The 13,696-nt window shown below is 38.8% G+C and carries 14 protein-coding genes and 4 tRNA genes; 13 read left to right on the forward strand and 5 right to left on the reverse strand.

What is annotated here, in order from left to right; all coding sequences use genetic code 11:
• Positions 1–27: 27 nt before the first annotated feature.
• Positions 28–1,035 carry a tRNA (adenosine(37)-N6)-threonylcarbamoyltransferase complex transferase subunit TsaD gene (gene tsaD / locus DK207_RS08790; RefSeq protein WP_109440838.1) on the forward strand — a complete coding sequence of 336 codons (1,008 nt, stop codon included), beginning with the start codon at positions 28–30 and terminating at the stop codon, positions 1,033–1,035.
• 197 nt (positions 1,036–1,232) lie between these two features.
• Positions 1,233–1,736 carry a hypothetical protein gene (locus DK207_RS08795; RefSeq protein ID WP_109440839.1) on the forward strand — a complete coding sequence of 168 codons (504 nt, stop codon included), beginning with the start codon at positions 1,233–1,235 and terminating at the stop codon, positions 1,734–1,736.
• 96 nt (positions 1,737–1,832) lie between these two features.
• Here the strand turns inward: DK207_RS08795 and DK207_RS08800 are convergent, their stop codons facing one another.
• The 4 genes from DK207_RS08800 to DK207_RS08815 all read right to left on the reverse strand — a co-directional run bounded on the left by DK207_RS08800 (position 1,833) and on the right by DK207_RS08815 (position 5,601).
• Complete coding sequence (locus tag DK207_RS08800; protein ID WP_109440840.1) at positions 1,833–2,756, reverse strand: DMT family transporter; 924 nt, start codon at positions 2,754–2,756, stop codon at positions 1,833–1,835.
• The gene (locus tag DK207_RS08805) at positions 2,753–3,331 is read right to left on the reverse strand and encodes a TetR/AcrR family transcriptional regulator (protein WP_109440841.1); all 579 of its coding nucleotides are present in this window, start codon (positions 3,329–3,331) and stop codon (positions 2,753–2,755) included. Before DK207_RS08805 ends, DK207_RS08800 begins: the two co-directional genes overlap by 4 nt.
• 186 nt (positions 3,332–3,517) lie before the next feature.
• Positions 3,518–4,612: a DUF6670 family protein gene (locus DK207_RS08810; protein ID WP_109440842.1), complete on the reverse strand. Its 1,095-nt coding sequence runs from the start codon at positions 4,610–4,612 to the stop codon at positions 3,518–3,520.
• A 98-nt stretch (positions 4,613–4,710) separates the two neighbouring features.
• Positions 4,711–5,601: an ATP-binding protein gene (locus DK207_RS08815; RefSeq protein ID WP_109440843.1), complete on the reverse strand. Its 891-nt coding sequence runs from the start codon at positions 5,599–5,601 to the stop codon at positions 4,711–4,713.
• Between the two features lie 181 nt (positions 5,602–5,782).
• On the opposite strand from DK207_RS08815, the gene DK207_RS08820 reads away from it, so the two are divergent.
• From DK207_RS08820 to DK207_RS08845, 6 genes are all read left to right on the forward strand, one after another.
• Positions 5,783–7,291 carry a DUF3336 domain-containing protein gene (locus tag DK207_RS08820; protein WP_109440844.1) on the forward strand — a complete coding sequence of 503 codons (1,509 nt, stop codon included), beginning with the start codon at positions 5,783–5,785 and terminating at the stop codon, positions 7,289–7,291.
• Positions 7,266–8,090: a protein kinase domain-containing protein gene (locus tag DK207_RS08825; RefSeq protein ID WP_109440845.1), complete on the forward strand. Its 825-nt coding sequence runs from the start codon at positions 7,266–7,268 to the stop codon at positions 8,088–8,090. The genes DK207_RS08820 and DK207_RS08825 overlap by 26 nt, the downstream gene beginning before the upstream one ends.
• A gap of 106 nt (positions 8,091–8,196) precedes the next feature.
• Positions 8,197–8,281: transfer RNA gene (locus DK207_RS08830), tRNA-Leu, on the forward strand.
• 68 nt (positions 8,282–8,349) lie between these two features.
• Positions 8,350–8,423, forward strand: a tRNA-Trp gene (locus tag DK207_RS08835).
• A gap of 149 nt (positions 8,424–8,572) precedes the next feature.
• Positions 8,573–8,657, forward strand: a tRNA-Leu gene (locus DK207_RS08840).
• Positions 8,658–8,721: 64 nt separating this feature from the next.
• Positions 8,722–8,795, forward strand: a tRNA-Trp gene (locus DK207_RS08845).
• Between the two features lie 378 nt (positions 8,796–9,173).
• On the opposite strand, the gene DK207_RS08855 is transcribed toward DK207_RS08845, so the two are convergent.
• Entirely contained in the window at positions 9,174–9,986 is an 813-nt protein-coding gene (locus DK207_RS08855; protein ID WP_109440847.1) for an IclR family transcriptional regulator, read from the reverse strand.
• A 266-nt stretch (positions 9,987–10,252) separates the two neighbouring features.
• Here DK207_RS08855 and DK207_RS08860 point away from each other — a divergent pair, with 266 nt between their 5' ends.
• Genes DK207_RS08860 through DK207_RS08880 form a run of 5 tightly spaced genes read left to right on the forward strand, consistent with a single transcriptional unit; the run spans position 10,253 to position 13,670 of the window.
• On the forward strand, positions 10,253–10,558 hold the full coding sequence (locus DK207_RS08860) for a non-heme iron oxygenase ferredoxin subunit (protein WP_005084771.1): 306 nt from the start codon (positions 10,253–10,255) through the stop codon (positions 10,556–10,558).
• A gap of 25 nt (positions 10,559–10,583) precedes the next feature.
• Entirely contained in the window at positions 10,584–10,883 is a 300-nt protein-coding gene (locus DK207_RS08865) for a recombinase-like helix-turn-helix domain-containing protein (RefSeq protein ID WP_004639801.1), read from the forward strand.
• 17 nt (positions 10,884–10,900) lie between these two features.
• The gene (locus DK207_RS08870; RefSeq protein ID WP_109440848.1) at positions 10,901–11,968 is read left to right on the forward strand and encodes an aromatic ring-hydroxylating oxygenase subunit alpha; all 1,068 of its coding nucleotides are present in this window, start codon (positions 10,901–10,903) and stop codon (positions 11,966–11,968) included.
• Complete coding sequence (locus DK207_RS08875; protein WP_109440849.1) at positions 11,961–12,725, forward strand: SDR family oxidoreductase; 765 nt, start codon at positions 11,961–11,963, stop codon at positions 12,723–12,725. The genes DK207_RS08870 and DK207_RS08875 overlap by 8 nt, the downstream gene beginning before the upstream one ends.
• Before the next feature lie 12 nt (positions 12,726–12,737).
• Positions 12,738–13,670 carry a VOC family protein gene (locus DK207_RS08880; protein WP_109440850.1) on the forward strand — a complete coding sequence of 311 codons (933 nt, stop codon included), beginning with the start codon at positions 12,738–12,740 and terminating at the stop codon, positions 13,668–13,670.
• Positions 13,671–13,696: the final 26 nt, after the last annotated feature.

The following is a 13,696-nucleotide window of genomic DNA, read 5'->3' on the forward strand; positions in this document are numbered from 1 at the left end:
ATTTTTGATCGTTGTAAAGGCAGTTTAATGATAGTTTTGGGCTTAGAAACTTCGTGTGATGAAACTGGGTTAGCACTCTATGATAGCGAACTCGGCTTGCGTGGACAGGTTCTCTATAGCCAAATTAAACTTCATGCAGAATATGGGGGTGTTGTTCCTGAATTGGCATCACGTGATCATGTTCGTAAAATGATTCCTCTAATGAATCAACTGCTTGAACAAAGTGGTGTGCAAAAACACGAAATTGATGCAGTTGCTTATACACGTGGTCCTGGCTTAATGGGTGCCTTGATGACAGGTGCGTTATTTGGACGTACTTTGGCTTTTGCTTTAAATAAACCTGCCATCGGTGTACATCATATGGAAGGTCATATGCTTGCTCCATTACTTTCAGAAACACCACCAGAATTTCCTTTTGTTGCCTTATTGGTTTCAGGCGGACATACACAATTGATGGCGGCTTATGGCATCGGTCAATATGAGTTACTGGGTGAGTCGATTGATGATGCCGCAGGTGAGGCTTTCGATAAAGTCGCAAAAATGATGAAGCTTCCTTACCCAGGTGGACCCAATATTGCCAAGTTGGCTTTAAATGGTGATGCTCAGGCTTTTGATTTTCCTCGCCCAATTTTACATCAAGGTCTGGATTTTTCATTTAGTGGTTTAAAAACCGCGGTTTCTGTCCAGCTTAAGAAACTTGGTGAAGAAAATCGTGATGCCGATATTGCTGCCTCTTTCCAAGAAGCAGTGGTTGATACCCTAACTAAAAAATCAGTAAAAGCTTTAAAACAAACAGGTTTAAAGCGATTAGTGATTGCTGGAGGGGTGAGTGCCAATGTGCGATTACGTGAACAATTGGAAGCTTCCCTGAAAAAGATTAAAGCTCAAGTTTATTATGCAGAGCCTGCACTATGTACCGATAATGGTGCAATGATTGCTTTTGCAGGCTATCAGCGTTTAAAAGCGGGACAGCAAGATGGTTTAGCTGTAACCACGACGCCACGTTGGCCGATGACTGAGTTGAAACCAACCTAAATTAAACGCATTCCTTTGATCGGTTGTGAGGCGATAAGTAAATCAGAGAGATCTCTGGATTTACTGAACTATTCTTATTTTTAAAAGTCAGATTCTTGATTGATATCAATAGCGGGTTTGTTCTTAACGCTATCGTATTAAAGTATTGAATATATTATTTATTTTGATGAGTTAAAACTCATTGCGGAGTATAGACGTTGAAAATTTCTTATATTTTTACCTGTGGCCGATTAGAATCTTTATTTAAGATTCTATGCCTCACTCAAAAAGGTGAGGAGACGGTTGCATCAAAAGAAAAAGTAATAGAACAGTATAGAAAAGATATCGCTTTAGGGCGTCCATTTGAAGAAACTGAACTTTATCAATTGATTGAACAAAGTGAAGAGAAAATTGTCATCAATCGTTTAAGCAATATTCTTCGAGAAAAACCAGTTCAGCAGAAGAAAGACTTTGATGCAGACGAATATAGAACGGGCGCATGGTCTGAGTTTAATGATTATAAGTTAGCTGTACGATTTTCTAATGCAAAAACTGAGTTAAGTGAAAAACACTTTGAAAAGACAGGTGAATACATGACCAGTCGTGGCATTGCGAAATTAACGGGTTTCAATCCAGCGAATATCAAAAATATGTTGCAGCATAAAAGAAGTGTGGTGAGAAAAATGCTGACGATCTTAGAGAAATTAGCAAAAGAGTATTGATACCCCAATCTCACCATGAATGCAGAAAATTTTTTCTGCATTCATTTTTAAATTTAGCTTTCGATACTTATAAAATTGTAGCCTATTTGCGCAAGCCTAATTGGAATTGGGTTGAGGTGCTTTGGAAAGCACGGCTAAACATACAAAAATCAAAATCATACCTATCCAACCAATCGGTGCTAATCGCTCGCCCACCAGCAATACTGCAAACAGTGCTGCAACAAGCGGTTCAAATAAAGTAAGCGTGGTTGCGGTGCTGGCAGAAATTGTTTTTAAAGCATAGCCAAATAACAGATAACCGAGAAACATCGGAATAAGCATCATATAGCCGACAACATAGAGGTTAATCGGTTCATCAAATAGATTAGATCCTGTAAAAAACAATGTAGGCAATAAAATTAAAGCACCAAATCCAAAGATTAATCCCATGGAGGCTTTAGAGTCGACGCCACGATCAATCATTTTCTTGGCAGCCCATGAATATAAAGAATAGGTAAGTGCTGCAATCAATCCAAGAATAATCCCAAGGGCTTTCTGATCAGCAGCAATACTTTGGGCTGATCCTTGTGAGTGTGATTCACCAATGGACAAAAGTAATACACCGATAACGCCAAAAATGAAGCTGATAAACCATTGCTTTGAAAGTGATTTTTTATCAAAAAACTTTTCTAGAAGTGCTGTGAATAAAGGCGCTGAACCGATCGAAATGACTGTGCCTATGGTAATGCCAGCCATTCGCATCGATGAATAAAAAGCCAATGGATAAATAGCGACAGAAATTACGCCAACTAAGAGTATGGGTAAATAGCTACGGATCTGGGGTAAATGACCGAGAATATTTCTATGTGCCAGTAAGGCTTGTAACAGTCCACCTCCACCCATTGCAATCGCTCCAATCGCTAAAGGACTCAAGTTGGGTGCATAAGATGCAGCCGTACCTGTCGTTCCCCATAAAATTGAAGCGACTAAAACTGCGATAAATCCATAATGTGGACTGAGGTTTAATGCTGCACTTTTCAATTTGAAATCTCTTGTTCTAATAGGGTCTGAGCCATTTGTCTGGCAGCAAAAACTTTTGTGCTTGAACTTTCCAATCCTGCCAGGACGATAGAACCCTCTAGAAGAAAAGAAAGTAAAAGAGAAAGCTGTTTGACTTTTTCATCATTGGCAATAAATTGGCTTAGATGCTGTGCCACGATACTTTCAACTTCATCTTTATGTCTTTTCACAGCTAAACGTTCTGGACTGTGAGCAGGAAATTCTGCTGCGGCATTGAGTAGTCCACAACCACGAAAACCATTTTCGTAAGCAAATTCAGCATGATCTTGATAGGCATCAAAAACAGCAAGTACTCCTTCGATAGGTGATTGGATCGTTGCTTTTCTTTTTTCGTATAAATCTAACCATTCCTGATGACGAGCTTCGATATAGTAAGTCACCAGTTCGGATTTGGTTTTGAAATTGTTATACAGCGACATTTTTGCGACATTGGCATTCTCAATGATGCTATTGATCCCTGTATTGTTAATCCCATCGTTATAAAACAATACAGAGGCTGTATCTAAGATTTTTTGTTTGGCAGATTTTGTACTCATAAAAATATCTATTAGGTATACCGATCTACCTAATAATAAGTTGAACTTACTGAGTTATCAAGCGTGAATTTTTAAACAGGTCGTAATATTTTCTAGATATGAAATGGGGTGATGAATAAGAGTTGATAAGTCTTTGAATAATTTCAAAGACTTATTGCTTTGTGTAAGCTTGTAATGGACTTAAACTTAAAATGAACTCTGATTCTCAACATCAATATATTCGATGTAGCCACGTCCTTGAACGGATCGATTCAAATATTCACCCTTAAAGGTGTAGGCACTGGCATAGCCAATGCCATGTCCATAACGAAATGGACTATCAATTTCTGCAAAGATTTCTAAGACTTTTTTATCAGTTGTGTCTTTTACCGACCAAAAGAATAAATGAGGTAAACGCATTTTCTTACCAGTGGGTGAGACATAATCATCGACTTGATGAGAGATAACCTTAAATTCAACATTGGTATAGATTTCTGCTGGTCGATCAGTATGTCTAATATGTAGAGAATAAGCAGCAGGCTTTCCTAAAATATCTGCTTTGGTTAACAACAATTGTGTTGTCTCATTTAGATTAATAATTTGATAGGTAAAGAAATCAAGCGGTAGCTTATAGGCTTCAGGCAATAGTTTTTTAATAACACCATGTGCACCTGTCGCACGCGCATATTCATAGGTACATAAACCTTCTGCTACAGTCGTTTCACCTTGATATTCAAGTTGACCTTTGAATTTAGCTAAAAGACTAAAATGATCATAAATTGGGGTTTTGATAAACCATGAGACTTGATCAGTAACATCTAAATCAAACTCAAAATGTAGACCATGATAATCACCTTGAAGATGAATATGAGGTAAAGCCCCTGTAATCGAAATTTCTTCACCCAATTCAATCTGAGTGCCATTTTCTTGAATCTTGGTTTCATCTGAAATGACATAAGCTTTTAAAAGGTGTTTATCCAAAGCCGCTGTACTTGAAAAAAAAGTTGCCGTGTTTCTTGGCTCACCTAAAGTAATATCATCATGGTCAAACGCCAGTGCACCAGGCGTTCCCAACAATATCATAATATTTAAATAACGATGGGGTTCAGGAAGGAGCGGAAAGAAAACTCCATAATGTGTCCACGTGTAGAACTTCTCGTTGGTTCTTGGAAGAATAATTTCTGGTGTAGAAAAAGGAATCGTTGAATATTTTACAGCTTGGTCCAAAGTACCTTGCGCGAGTAATAAGCTTTTACCCAAAATCTTACTGGTCAGGGAAGTGGGTGGCAGTTGTTTTCTCATCTTTATTCCTATACTCATTCTAGCTGAGACTTAGGTTAAGAAAAACAACTGCCAATGCTAAGCGGAAATAAGGACAGCGCTACAGCTTTTCAGGACATTTATTGATTGGTTTTGTTGGACAATTTTTCTAGATTTTGCGAGCCGATCCAGTGTTTTGAGAACTGATAGGCTGCGCGTCCAGAACGTTGACCACGTGCTTGACACCACTTTAAACTTTCACCACGCACGGTATCGTTGTATTCCAAACCTGCTTTAATAATGTAATGCTCAACAATTTCTAAGTATAGTTGCTGATCCATTGGATAGAATGACAGCCACATACCGAAACGGTCAGAAAGCGAGATTTTTTCTTCAATTGCTTCTTGTGGATGTAACTCCGTATATTGAGGTACATCGACTTTACGCACAGGAGTATTTTCATGCATAAATTCAGGCAACAAATGACGGCGATTACTGGTGGCGTAAATAATAAAATTGCTTGAACCAGATTGTAGGGAGCCATCTAAAACGCTTTTCAAACTACGATAGTTTTCATCTTCTGCGTTAAATGCCAAATCATCACAATAGACGATAAATTTTTCAGGGCGATCTTCAATCAGTTTTTGGATCTTAGGAAGATCTGATAAATCATCGCGCTCAATCTCAATCAAGCGTAAACCTTGAGCTGAGTATTCTGTCAACAAGGCACGAACGATTGAGGATTTACCCGTACCCCGAGAACCTGTTAGCAAAATGTCATTTGCAGGAAAACCATTTAGGAACTGTAGCGTATTTTGAATGATCTTATCTTTTTGGCGTTCAATTCCTTTGAGATCTTCTAAATACATTTTTTTAGGTTGTTGTACGGCAACCAATTGTTGATTTTCCCATCGAAAGGCGATTGCAGAAAAATCAGTGGGCTGTTTTGGTGCAGGGAGAACTTGTTGAAGCTGTGTTAAAACACTCGACAATGATTGAAGAATAGAATCAGGTAAATTAAGGATCGCCATAATAAATATAAACTAAACTTAGTAATCAATGATTAAGGATACTAACATTGCTTTCGTTGAAAAAAAGGAAATATCATCATAAATATTGCAATACATCGATTTAACCCTTGATTGTTACGACAGCTTTTTGCATTGTATAGGTGCAAGATTCAAAAAATACGATTAAAAATTGGGATCATCAATGTCACATCTGCTTTTAGAAAGAAGAAATACATACCAAACATATCAAGTAGGTGTGTTGCAAGAGCGTTTAAGACATACAAGTAGTTATGAAGAATGGAAAGAGGTTGCTTTAAGTTTAGATCAGGAAATGGGCACTGAAGCATGGAAATATGATAACGAATCACCTTATTTCGATGCTGAAATTCTGTCTAAACGACATAATCTATTAAGAAAATATCGAATCCAGCATCGTACCTTAGATTTAATGTATGTGTTACGGGAAGGTTTATCTTATGATTTTGCCAATATCGGGCATCCGATGTTGTTTGCTGAAACCTATATTGGTACAAAAAAAATTATCGAAAATTATGTGGAAGAAGTGAGTGAGTGCTTCCGTTATTTGTCATCAAGTGAATGTATAACCTTTCAACTTAAAGAAAAAATCCAATTTTTTGAAGAATGCCAAAAAGCTTATGGACAACCTGCACTGATGCTCTCCGGTGGAGCAACTTTAGGTTTATTTCATACAGGTGTTTGTAAAGCGTTATTAGAGCGAGATTTGCTCCCGAAAGTTATCTCTGGCTCGAGTGCAGGGGCAATCATGACTGGAATGCTCGGGGTATCTTCAGCAGATGAAATTCCAGAGTTGTTGACTGGAGAGCACTTTTTTCATAAAGCATTTCGTTTTAGAAAAATTATAGAGTTGATCAAGGGAAATGGTGGCATTGCTGATGTGATGTACTTAAAAAAATTCTTGGTTCAAAACTTAGGGGATGTGACTTTTGCTGAGGCTTATGAGCGTTCAGGACTACATATCAATATTGCTGTCGCCCCGTACAATACGGCACAAAATCCCCGTATTTTAAATGCTTTGACCGCTCCACATGTTTTAGTGTGGAGTGCTGTACTTGCATCATGTGCGGTTCCAGTCCTATTTCCACCAGTTCATTTAACCAGTAAGCGTTATGATGGACAGCATACGCCTTATATGTCAAATACCAAGTGGGTGGATGGCAGTATGCGAAGTGATTTTCCTCAAGAAAAAATGGCAAGGCTCTATAATATTAATTACACCATCGCAAGTCAGGTCAATCCTCATATCGTACCGTTTATGCAGAGTGATACGAAACGGTTCCGTCGAGATGTATTAAATTGGCCAGAGCGGATTATCCGCCGTCAGGGCAAGGCCATCGCATTAGAAGTGATGGATCTGACTCGTAACTATGTAGGAGATATTTTCCCTATTCGTCGCGCCTTAGATCACGGTTATGGCATATTGGGACAGCGTTATTATGGCGATGTTAATATTATTGCCAAATACGGTTTAAGACATTATAGCTATATGCTACAAAATCCACGTCCGAAATTATTTCAGATCTTGCAGCAGGAAGGTGAGCGTGCGACCTGGCCTAAAATTACCTCAATAGAAACTCATGCACGGATTGGTAAAACGATTGAACATTGTTTAACATCACTGCGAAAGCAGGAAGAAAAGCAGCAAAATGAGTTCTACTACGTGGATCTTTGATTCAAATATCCAACTGGATGAATTAAAGCTCCGCACCAAAAGCCAAAGTTATGCTTATGGGCGACGACTATATACTTTTCAAATAGGCGCGGACGCTTATTGGCTTAAATTCCATCTGGCAAATACGAATCAGATGTTATACGCCGCTTTTCAACATGAGCTGAGTTTTTATCAATCTTTCTCGAAGAATAAAGTTTCTTTTCTTATAGATCATCAGATCATTGCCTTTGAACAGCAAGGCCCAGCTCTTCGTGATTTAGGCGAGGGGAATGGGTTGGTCTTGTTGGATTCAGTCTCTTTTTTTACTGATTTGAGCACTTTCAAAACACTTGAAACGATTAAACAAATGATCCAGCAAGCTTTAAATTCACTTGGTGAATTACATCAAATAGGATGGATTCATGGGGATCTAAAGGTTGAACATTTTCGATTATATAAAAATACATGTCGATTGATTGATTTTGAGCAAAGTGTGCCATTGGATCATCAAATTCACAATTTGAGTGCAACACCGCATTATATGGCACCTGAGCTATTTCATGGAAAAAATAAATCGGTACAAAGTGATCTATATGCATTCGGGATTATTTTATATGAATGGTTGACCCAAACTAAACTACGGGAAAATACCTATCACGATTGGGCGGTGTTGCATTGCCAACGGATGAAAATCCACGTTCCTAAACAATTTGAACCATTTTTGCCCTTGTTAGAGGGTTTAACTCAAAAACATTCTGAGCAACGCTTGTGTTCTGTTTTAGATGCACAAGATGTATTAAATGAGATTAATTTGCTGTAAAAATAAACATAAATAATTGATTTGAATATTATATGTTCATTTAAATGAGTTTTTTCTCAGAAAGACTTGTCATAAAGTCGGTTTCTCACTAATATGCATAGCCATCGGGGGCGTGGCGAAATTGGTAGACGCACTGGATTTAGGTTCCAGCGCCGCAAGGTGTAAGAGTTCGAGTCTCTTCGCCCCCACCAAATTTAAAAAGCAAGAGTATCTTGCTTTTTTTATGGTTAAATCAGAAATGAATTGATCATACTGTTATAGAGGATTGGTGTAATGGTAGCATGACGGTCTCCAAAACCGTTCGTCAAGGTTCGAGTCCTTGATCCTCTGCCAAATATAAAAGGAACTTTATTTAAAGTTCCTTTTTTTATTTCCGTATTTTTTCATTTGTATAGGAAAAAAACATTAGCCTCGAGATGCCTGGTTTTTTTATAAAAAGGACTTGTCAGCAGAAAGGTTTATCACTAATATACACATGCATCGGGGGCGTGGCGAAATTGGTAGACGCACTGGATTTAGGTTCCAGCGCCGCAAGGTGTAAGAGTTCGAGTCTCTTCGCCCCCACCAAATTTTAAAAAGTAAGGATTTACTTTTTATGATTAAGTCAGAAATGAGTTAATCTAATCGTTATAGAGGATTGGTGTAATGGTAGCATGACGGTCTCCAAAACCGTTCGTCAAGGTTCGAGTCCTTGATCCTCTGCCAAATATAAAAAACCCTTGTGTATCAACAAGGGTTTTTTTATTGTCCATATTTTGTACAAAACCATCTGATCCATAAATCCAAGAGCTATGTATAAAAGTAAGAATAGGTCTTTTATTACTTTTAAATTATTTTTATTGAAAATAAAAATCTTATTTATCAAACGACTATTCTTTATTAGTCCTTAAAATCACCTGAAAGATAAAATTAAATCCTCAATTTCAGTTTCATTTAAGCTCAACAAATTAAGCTATGCATAGTCGAGATAAATGATCTCACGGAACATCCTTCGCCACATTCCTCAGATGTGGCTTTTTTTTGCCTCATTCCGTATGGGGTAATACAAAATATCAATTCTTTTAACTGAGAATGCACTCAAATTTAATAAATAAATTTAGAAATTTTATCTGCCATCTGAATGACCAAATCTGCAATTTCATTTTTAAAGTAATGCTCATCATAGGTGCCGAGTGGGCAGCTAACAGATAAAACAGCACTCATTTTTCCAGTCGATTGTTTGAAAATAGGGGCAGCACAAGCAGCCATATCATGGTTGTAATGTCCCCAACTGACCATTGATCGTTGAGTTTTAACAAATCCTAGACGTTGAAGTAACTCTTTCAGATTTTTAGGGGTGAGTTCAGAAAAAGTTTCCCACTGATTGAAGTTTTTGTAGCGATCACGAATTTCATTTTCACTTAAGTCAGCGAGCATCATTTGCCCAATCACAGTGGCATGAGCAGGCCAGCGTGTGCCTAAACCAATATTACTGGTGAATGTTCCATGAGATTGCACATTGTTGATAAATACAATGTGTGTACCTTCTAAAATGGATAAATGTACAGCAAGTTTGGTTTGATCACGCAACTCTTTCATTAAAGGGGTGGCAAGATCCAATAGAGATTGTTTCGACAAACTATTAAAACCAAGCTCCATCACTTTTGAGTCAAGTGCATAGGTTTTTTGCGATGCTTTTCTAAGAAATCCACACGACTCTAAAGTGTAGATCAGACGGAATGCGCTAGAACGATTTACGTCTAAGATTTCCGCAATTTCCGTGATGGTCATTTCTTGGGTCTGCTGATTAAAGACTTGCAAAATTGCCAAGCCACGTACCAAGCCCGGCACTAAATAACGGTCGTCATTTTTTATGAGTTCAGATTCTTGAGAGTCTGTTTCAACACTTAAATTCATCGAATAAATATTCCTGTAAAAAAGGCTAACTACTAAATTTCATTTTCTTAATGATTCCATTGTAACTGTAAAATAGATATGGAATCTAGTTTTATATATAAAACATAATTTTTTAAGTAAAACGTAAAATAATGTGTAATAAAAATCAAGTTACTGAAATTTAATGTTTTATATAGTTTGACAAAAAAATAAGCATAGGAGTATTCTTAATTAAAGTTTGTTATATCAAATAATGTTTTATATATAAAACAAATGAGGATGCAAGGATGAGTTGGATCTCAGTTTGTCAGCAAGATGACGTAACCGAAGACGAGCCAAAAGCCATAGAAGTTGACGGTAAGAAAATTGGCGTATTTTTCATCGATGAAAAATATTTTGCTATCGAGAATGTTTGCCCACATGCCTACGCATTATTAACAGAAGGCTTTATTGAAGATCAGACCGTTGAATGTCCTTTGCATGAGGCGATTTTTGATATTCAAACAGGTGAGCTAAAGAGTGGACCAGGATGTCGTGATCTATGCACTTATCCTGTACGTGTTGAAGGGCAAGAAGTTCAAATTCAACTCTAGGTCTTAATGAGAAGGAAGGAATCGCGTGAAAACATTTAATGAGAAGTTAGCTAACTGGATCCATGCAGTGCCAGCAACCGAAGCAGGAATTAACAATATCCAAGTTCCAGGACAGCCAGAATTATTAATTTGGCAAACTCGTTATAAAGAACCAACGGTTTATGAGCAAGACTTTGTACAACATTTAATCAAAGCATTTTCAGCGGGTGTAACTGAGCTGAATGATCTCGTACAGACTTTAAATCAGCAAGGTTTCCGTTGTGAGTCTGGTGAGCTTTGGACTTCTGAAAGTTTTTCAGAAGAAATGCAACGTTTAGGTTATTGATTCAAGGAAGAACGATTATGAACGCAGCAGTATCAGCTACGCCGAGTGTTGAAGAATATCTAGATTTAGGTTTACGTGATCAATGGCATCCAGTGCTTGCAAGTTGGGAAGTCGCTGCCAATCCAGTCGGTATCACACGTTTGGGTGAGAACATTGTGGTTTGGCGTGATGACCAAGGTCAAGTACATGCTTTAGAGGACCGTTGTCCGCATCGTGGCGCACGTCTATCGTTAGGTTGGAATTTGGGTAATCGTGTGGCTTGTTGGTATCACGGGGTTGAAGTTCGCCATGACGGTGTGGTTGAAGATGTACCAGCTGTACATGAGTGTCCGATGAAAGGCACAAAATGTATTAAAAGTTATGCTGTGATCGAAGCGCATGGTGCGATTTTTCTTTGGTTTGGGATCGACCCAAATGAAGAACCTAAAGTGCTTGAGTTTCCTGAACAATTGGCAAGTGAAGAATGGAGTGCATTCCTTTGCCAAGCAGATTGGAAAGTGAATCATCAATATGCGATCGATAATGTCATGGATCCAATGCATGGTAGCTATTTGCATTGTACTTCGCACTCAATGGCAGAAGGTGACCGTACTGCAGAAATGAAACATCGTTCAACTGAGCATGGTTTTGTTTTCGAGAAAGAAGGTCAAGTTGGTGTCAATTTTGACTGGGTTGAATATGCCAACACGGGTGCAAGTTGGTTACGACTTTCGATTCCTTATCGCAAAGACTTTGGACCAGGTGGTGAGTTCTGGATCGTGGGTTATGCCACCCCGATTGATGCCAAGAATACCCGCGTATTTTTCTGGCGCTGTCGTAAAGTGAGTGGTTGGCAACGTAATGTGTGGCGCTTCCTCTACCGTAATCACTTAGAAAAATTGCATTGGGATGTATTAGAGCAAGATCGCATCATTTTAGAAAATCTTGCACCGAATGCACGTCAACAAGAATTCCTCTATCAACATGATGTCGGTTTGTCTCGTTTACGTCGTTTAATGAAAAAAGAAGCAGAAAAGCAATTAAAGAAAATTGCAGCTTTGAATACTTCAAACCGTATTGAAATGCAGGAAGAAGCGCATGGCTAATGTTGCGTTGTTACAAGGCAAAAAAGTCCTTGTCACAGGTGCGGCAAGAGGCTTGGGGCGAGACTTTGCACAAGCGATTGCTGAATCAGGTGCCCAAGTTGTCATGGCAGATATCCTAACCGATCTTGTGCAGACAGAAGCTGCAACATTACGCAGCCAAGGTTTAAAAGTACAGGCTGTTACGATTGACTTGGCAAATGCTGATTCTATTCAAGAAGCAGTCCAGCATGCAGTTCAGTATATGGAAGGTTTGGATGGTGTAGTGAATTGTGCAGCGCTCGCAACCAATGTTGGCGGCAAAAGCTTAATGGACTATGACGCTGATCTTTGGGATCGTGTCATGAATATTAATGTCAAAGGCACGTGGTTGGTTACAAAGGCATGTGTGCCTTATCTAAAACAGTCTGAGGCTGGCAAGGTGATTAATGTTGCTTCGGATACGGCACTTTGGGGTGCACCAAATTTGATGGCGTATGTGGCGAGTAAAGGCGCTTTGCTGGCTATGACACGTTCGATGGCACGAGAGTTGGGACAGTTCAATATTTGTATCAATACGCTTTCACCAGGATTAACGCTGGTAGAAGCAACAGAATACGTACCACAAGAACGTCATGATTTATATGTGAATGGTCGCGCGATTCAACGTCAGCAGTTGCCCCAGGATTTGAACGGAACAGCACTGTATTTATTGTCGGATTTGTCCTCGTTTGTGACGGGGCAAAATATTCCAGTAAATGGTGGTTTTGTCTTTAATTAAGGAGTTTATCTCATGATTACAGGGATTGAGATTTTAAAGTTTGGGGTTGAGGACAGAGCTGCTTCCAATAAGTTTTTAGCAGATTTTGGCTTAACCCAAAGTAGTTCGGATATCGAAGGTGCTGATCTTTATCAAACGCAAAATGGTAGCAAAATTTATTTGTTTGATTGTGATGATACGCGTCTACCTCAAGCCATCGAATCAGGCTCAACCTTGCGTGAAGTAACATGGGGGGTTGATGACGCTGAACAGGATTTAGCAGATTTAGCAAAGCGTTTGGCTGATGTTGATGGATATCAAGCCACGGCTGAAATGGTGCAATGCGTAGATCCAAATGGAATGACGATTCGTTTTCAACAAAGCTTTACTGCCGAATTGCCTGCGCTAACAACTGAAGGTATTAATCAATATGGCAGTGTGAATCGTATTAATGCTGCTAGTCCTGTCTATGAAAAGGGGCAGCCTGTAGCAATTGGCCATGTGGTGTTCTTTACTCCAGATTTAGAAAAAACTGAGAAATTCTATATTGAAAAACTAGGTTTCTATCTCTCTGATGCTTATCGAAATCGCGGTGCATTTTTACGCTGTCGTGGCAAGGGTTATCACCATGATTTATTCCTATTATCGATTCCAAATAAGCCAGCTGGCCTGAATCACGTTGCTTTTGTGGTACGTGATATTCATGAGGTGATTGGTGGCGGATTGAATATGAATCGTTCTGAATGGTCAACCTTTATTGGTCCTGGTCGGCACCCAATTTCTTCAGCGTATTTTTGGTATGTTAATTCACCGCTTGGGGGTGCATTTGAGTATTACACCAATGATGATTATTTGACTGAAGAGTGGCAGCCACGTGTCGAAGAGCATTGCTTAGAACTGTTTACTGAATGGGCGATTGAAGGTGGGTTGGATGACCATACTCGTCGTCAATTCAAACCTGTCTAAGCGTGCATCAAGCAGGGAGTTGAGAC

The sequence above is a fragment of the Acinetobacter haemolyticus genome, from assembly GCF_900406815.1.
Classification (GTDB): domain Bacteria; phylum Pseudomonadota; class Gammaproteobacteria; order Pseudomonadales; family Moraxellaceae; genus Acinetobacter; species Acinetobacter haemolyticus_A.

Excerpts from the sequence above, each read along its gene's own strand:
- DK207_RS08815 (WP_109440843.1), bottom strand. The coding sequence starts at position 5,601 with ATGGCGATCCTTAATTTACCTGATTCTATTCTTCAATCATTGTCGAGT.
- DK207_RS08870 (WP_109440848.1), top strand. The coding sequence starts at position 10,901 with ATGAACGCAGCAGTATCAGCTACGCCGAGTGTTGAAGAATATCTAGAT.
- DK207_RS08860 (WP_005084771.1), top strand. The coding sequence starts at position 10,253 with ATGAGTTGGATCTCAGTTTGTCAGCAAGATGACGTAACCGAAGACGAG.
- DK207_RS08805 (WP_109440841.1), bottom strand. The coding sequence starts at position 3,331 with ATGAGTACAAAATCTGCCAAACAAAAAATCTTAGATACAGCCTCTGTA.
- DK207_RS08825 (WP_109440845.1), top strand. The coding sequence starts at position 7,266 with ATGAGTTCTACTACGTGGATCTTTGATTCAAATATCCAACTGGATGAA.
- DK207_RS08810 (WP_109440842.1), bottom strand. The coding sequence starts at position 4,612 with ATGAGAAAACAACTGCCACCCACTTCCCTGACCAGTAAGATTTTGGGT.
- DK207_RS08855 (WP_109440847.1), bottom strand. The coding sequence starts at position 9,986 with ATGAATTTAAGTGTTGAAACAGACTCTCAAGAATCTGAACTCATAAAA.
- DK207_RS08880 (WP_109440850.1), top strand. The coding sequence starts at position 12,738 with ATGATTACAGGGATTGAGATTTTAAAGTTTGGGGTTGAGGACAGAGCT.
- DK207_RS08875 (WP_109440849.1), top strand. The coding sequence starts at position 11,961 with ATGGCTAATGTTGCGTTGTTACAAGGCAAAAAAGTCCTTGTCACAGGT.
- DK207_RS08820 (WP_109440844.1), top strand. The coding sequence starts at position 5,783 with ATGTCACATCTGCTTTTAGAAAGAAGAAATACATACCAAACATATCAA.
- tsaD (WP_109440838.1), top strand. The coding sequence starts at position 28 with ATGATAGTTTTGGGCTTAGAAACTTCGTGTGATGAAACTGGGTTAGCA.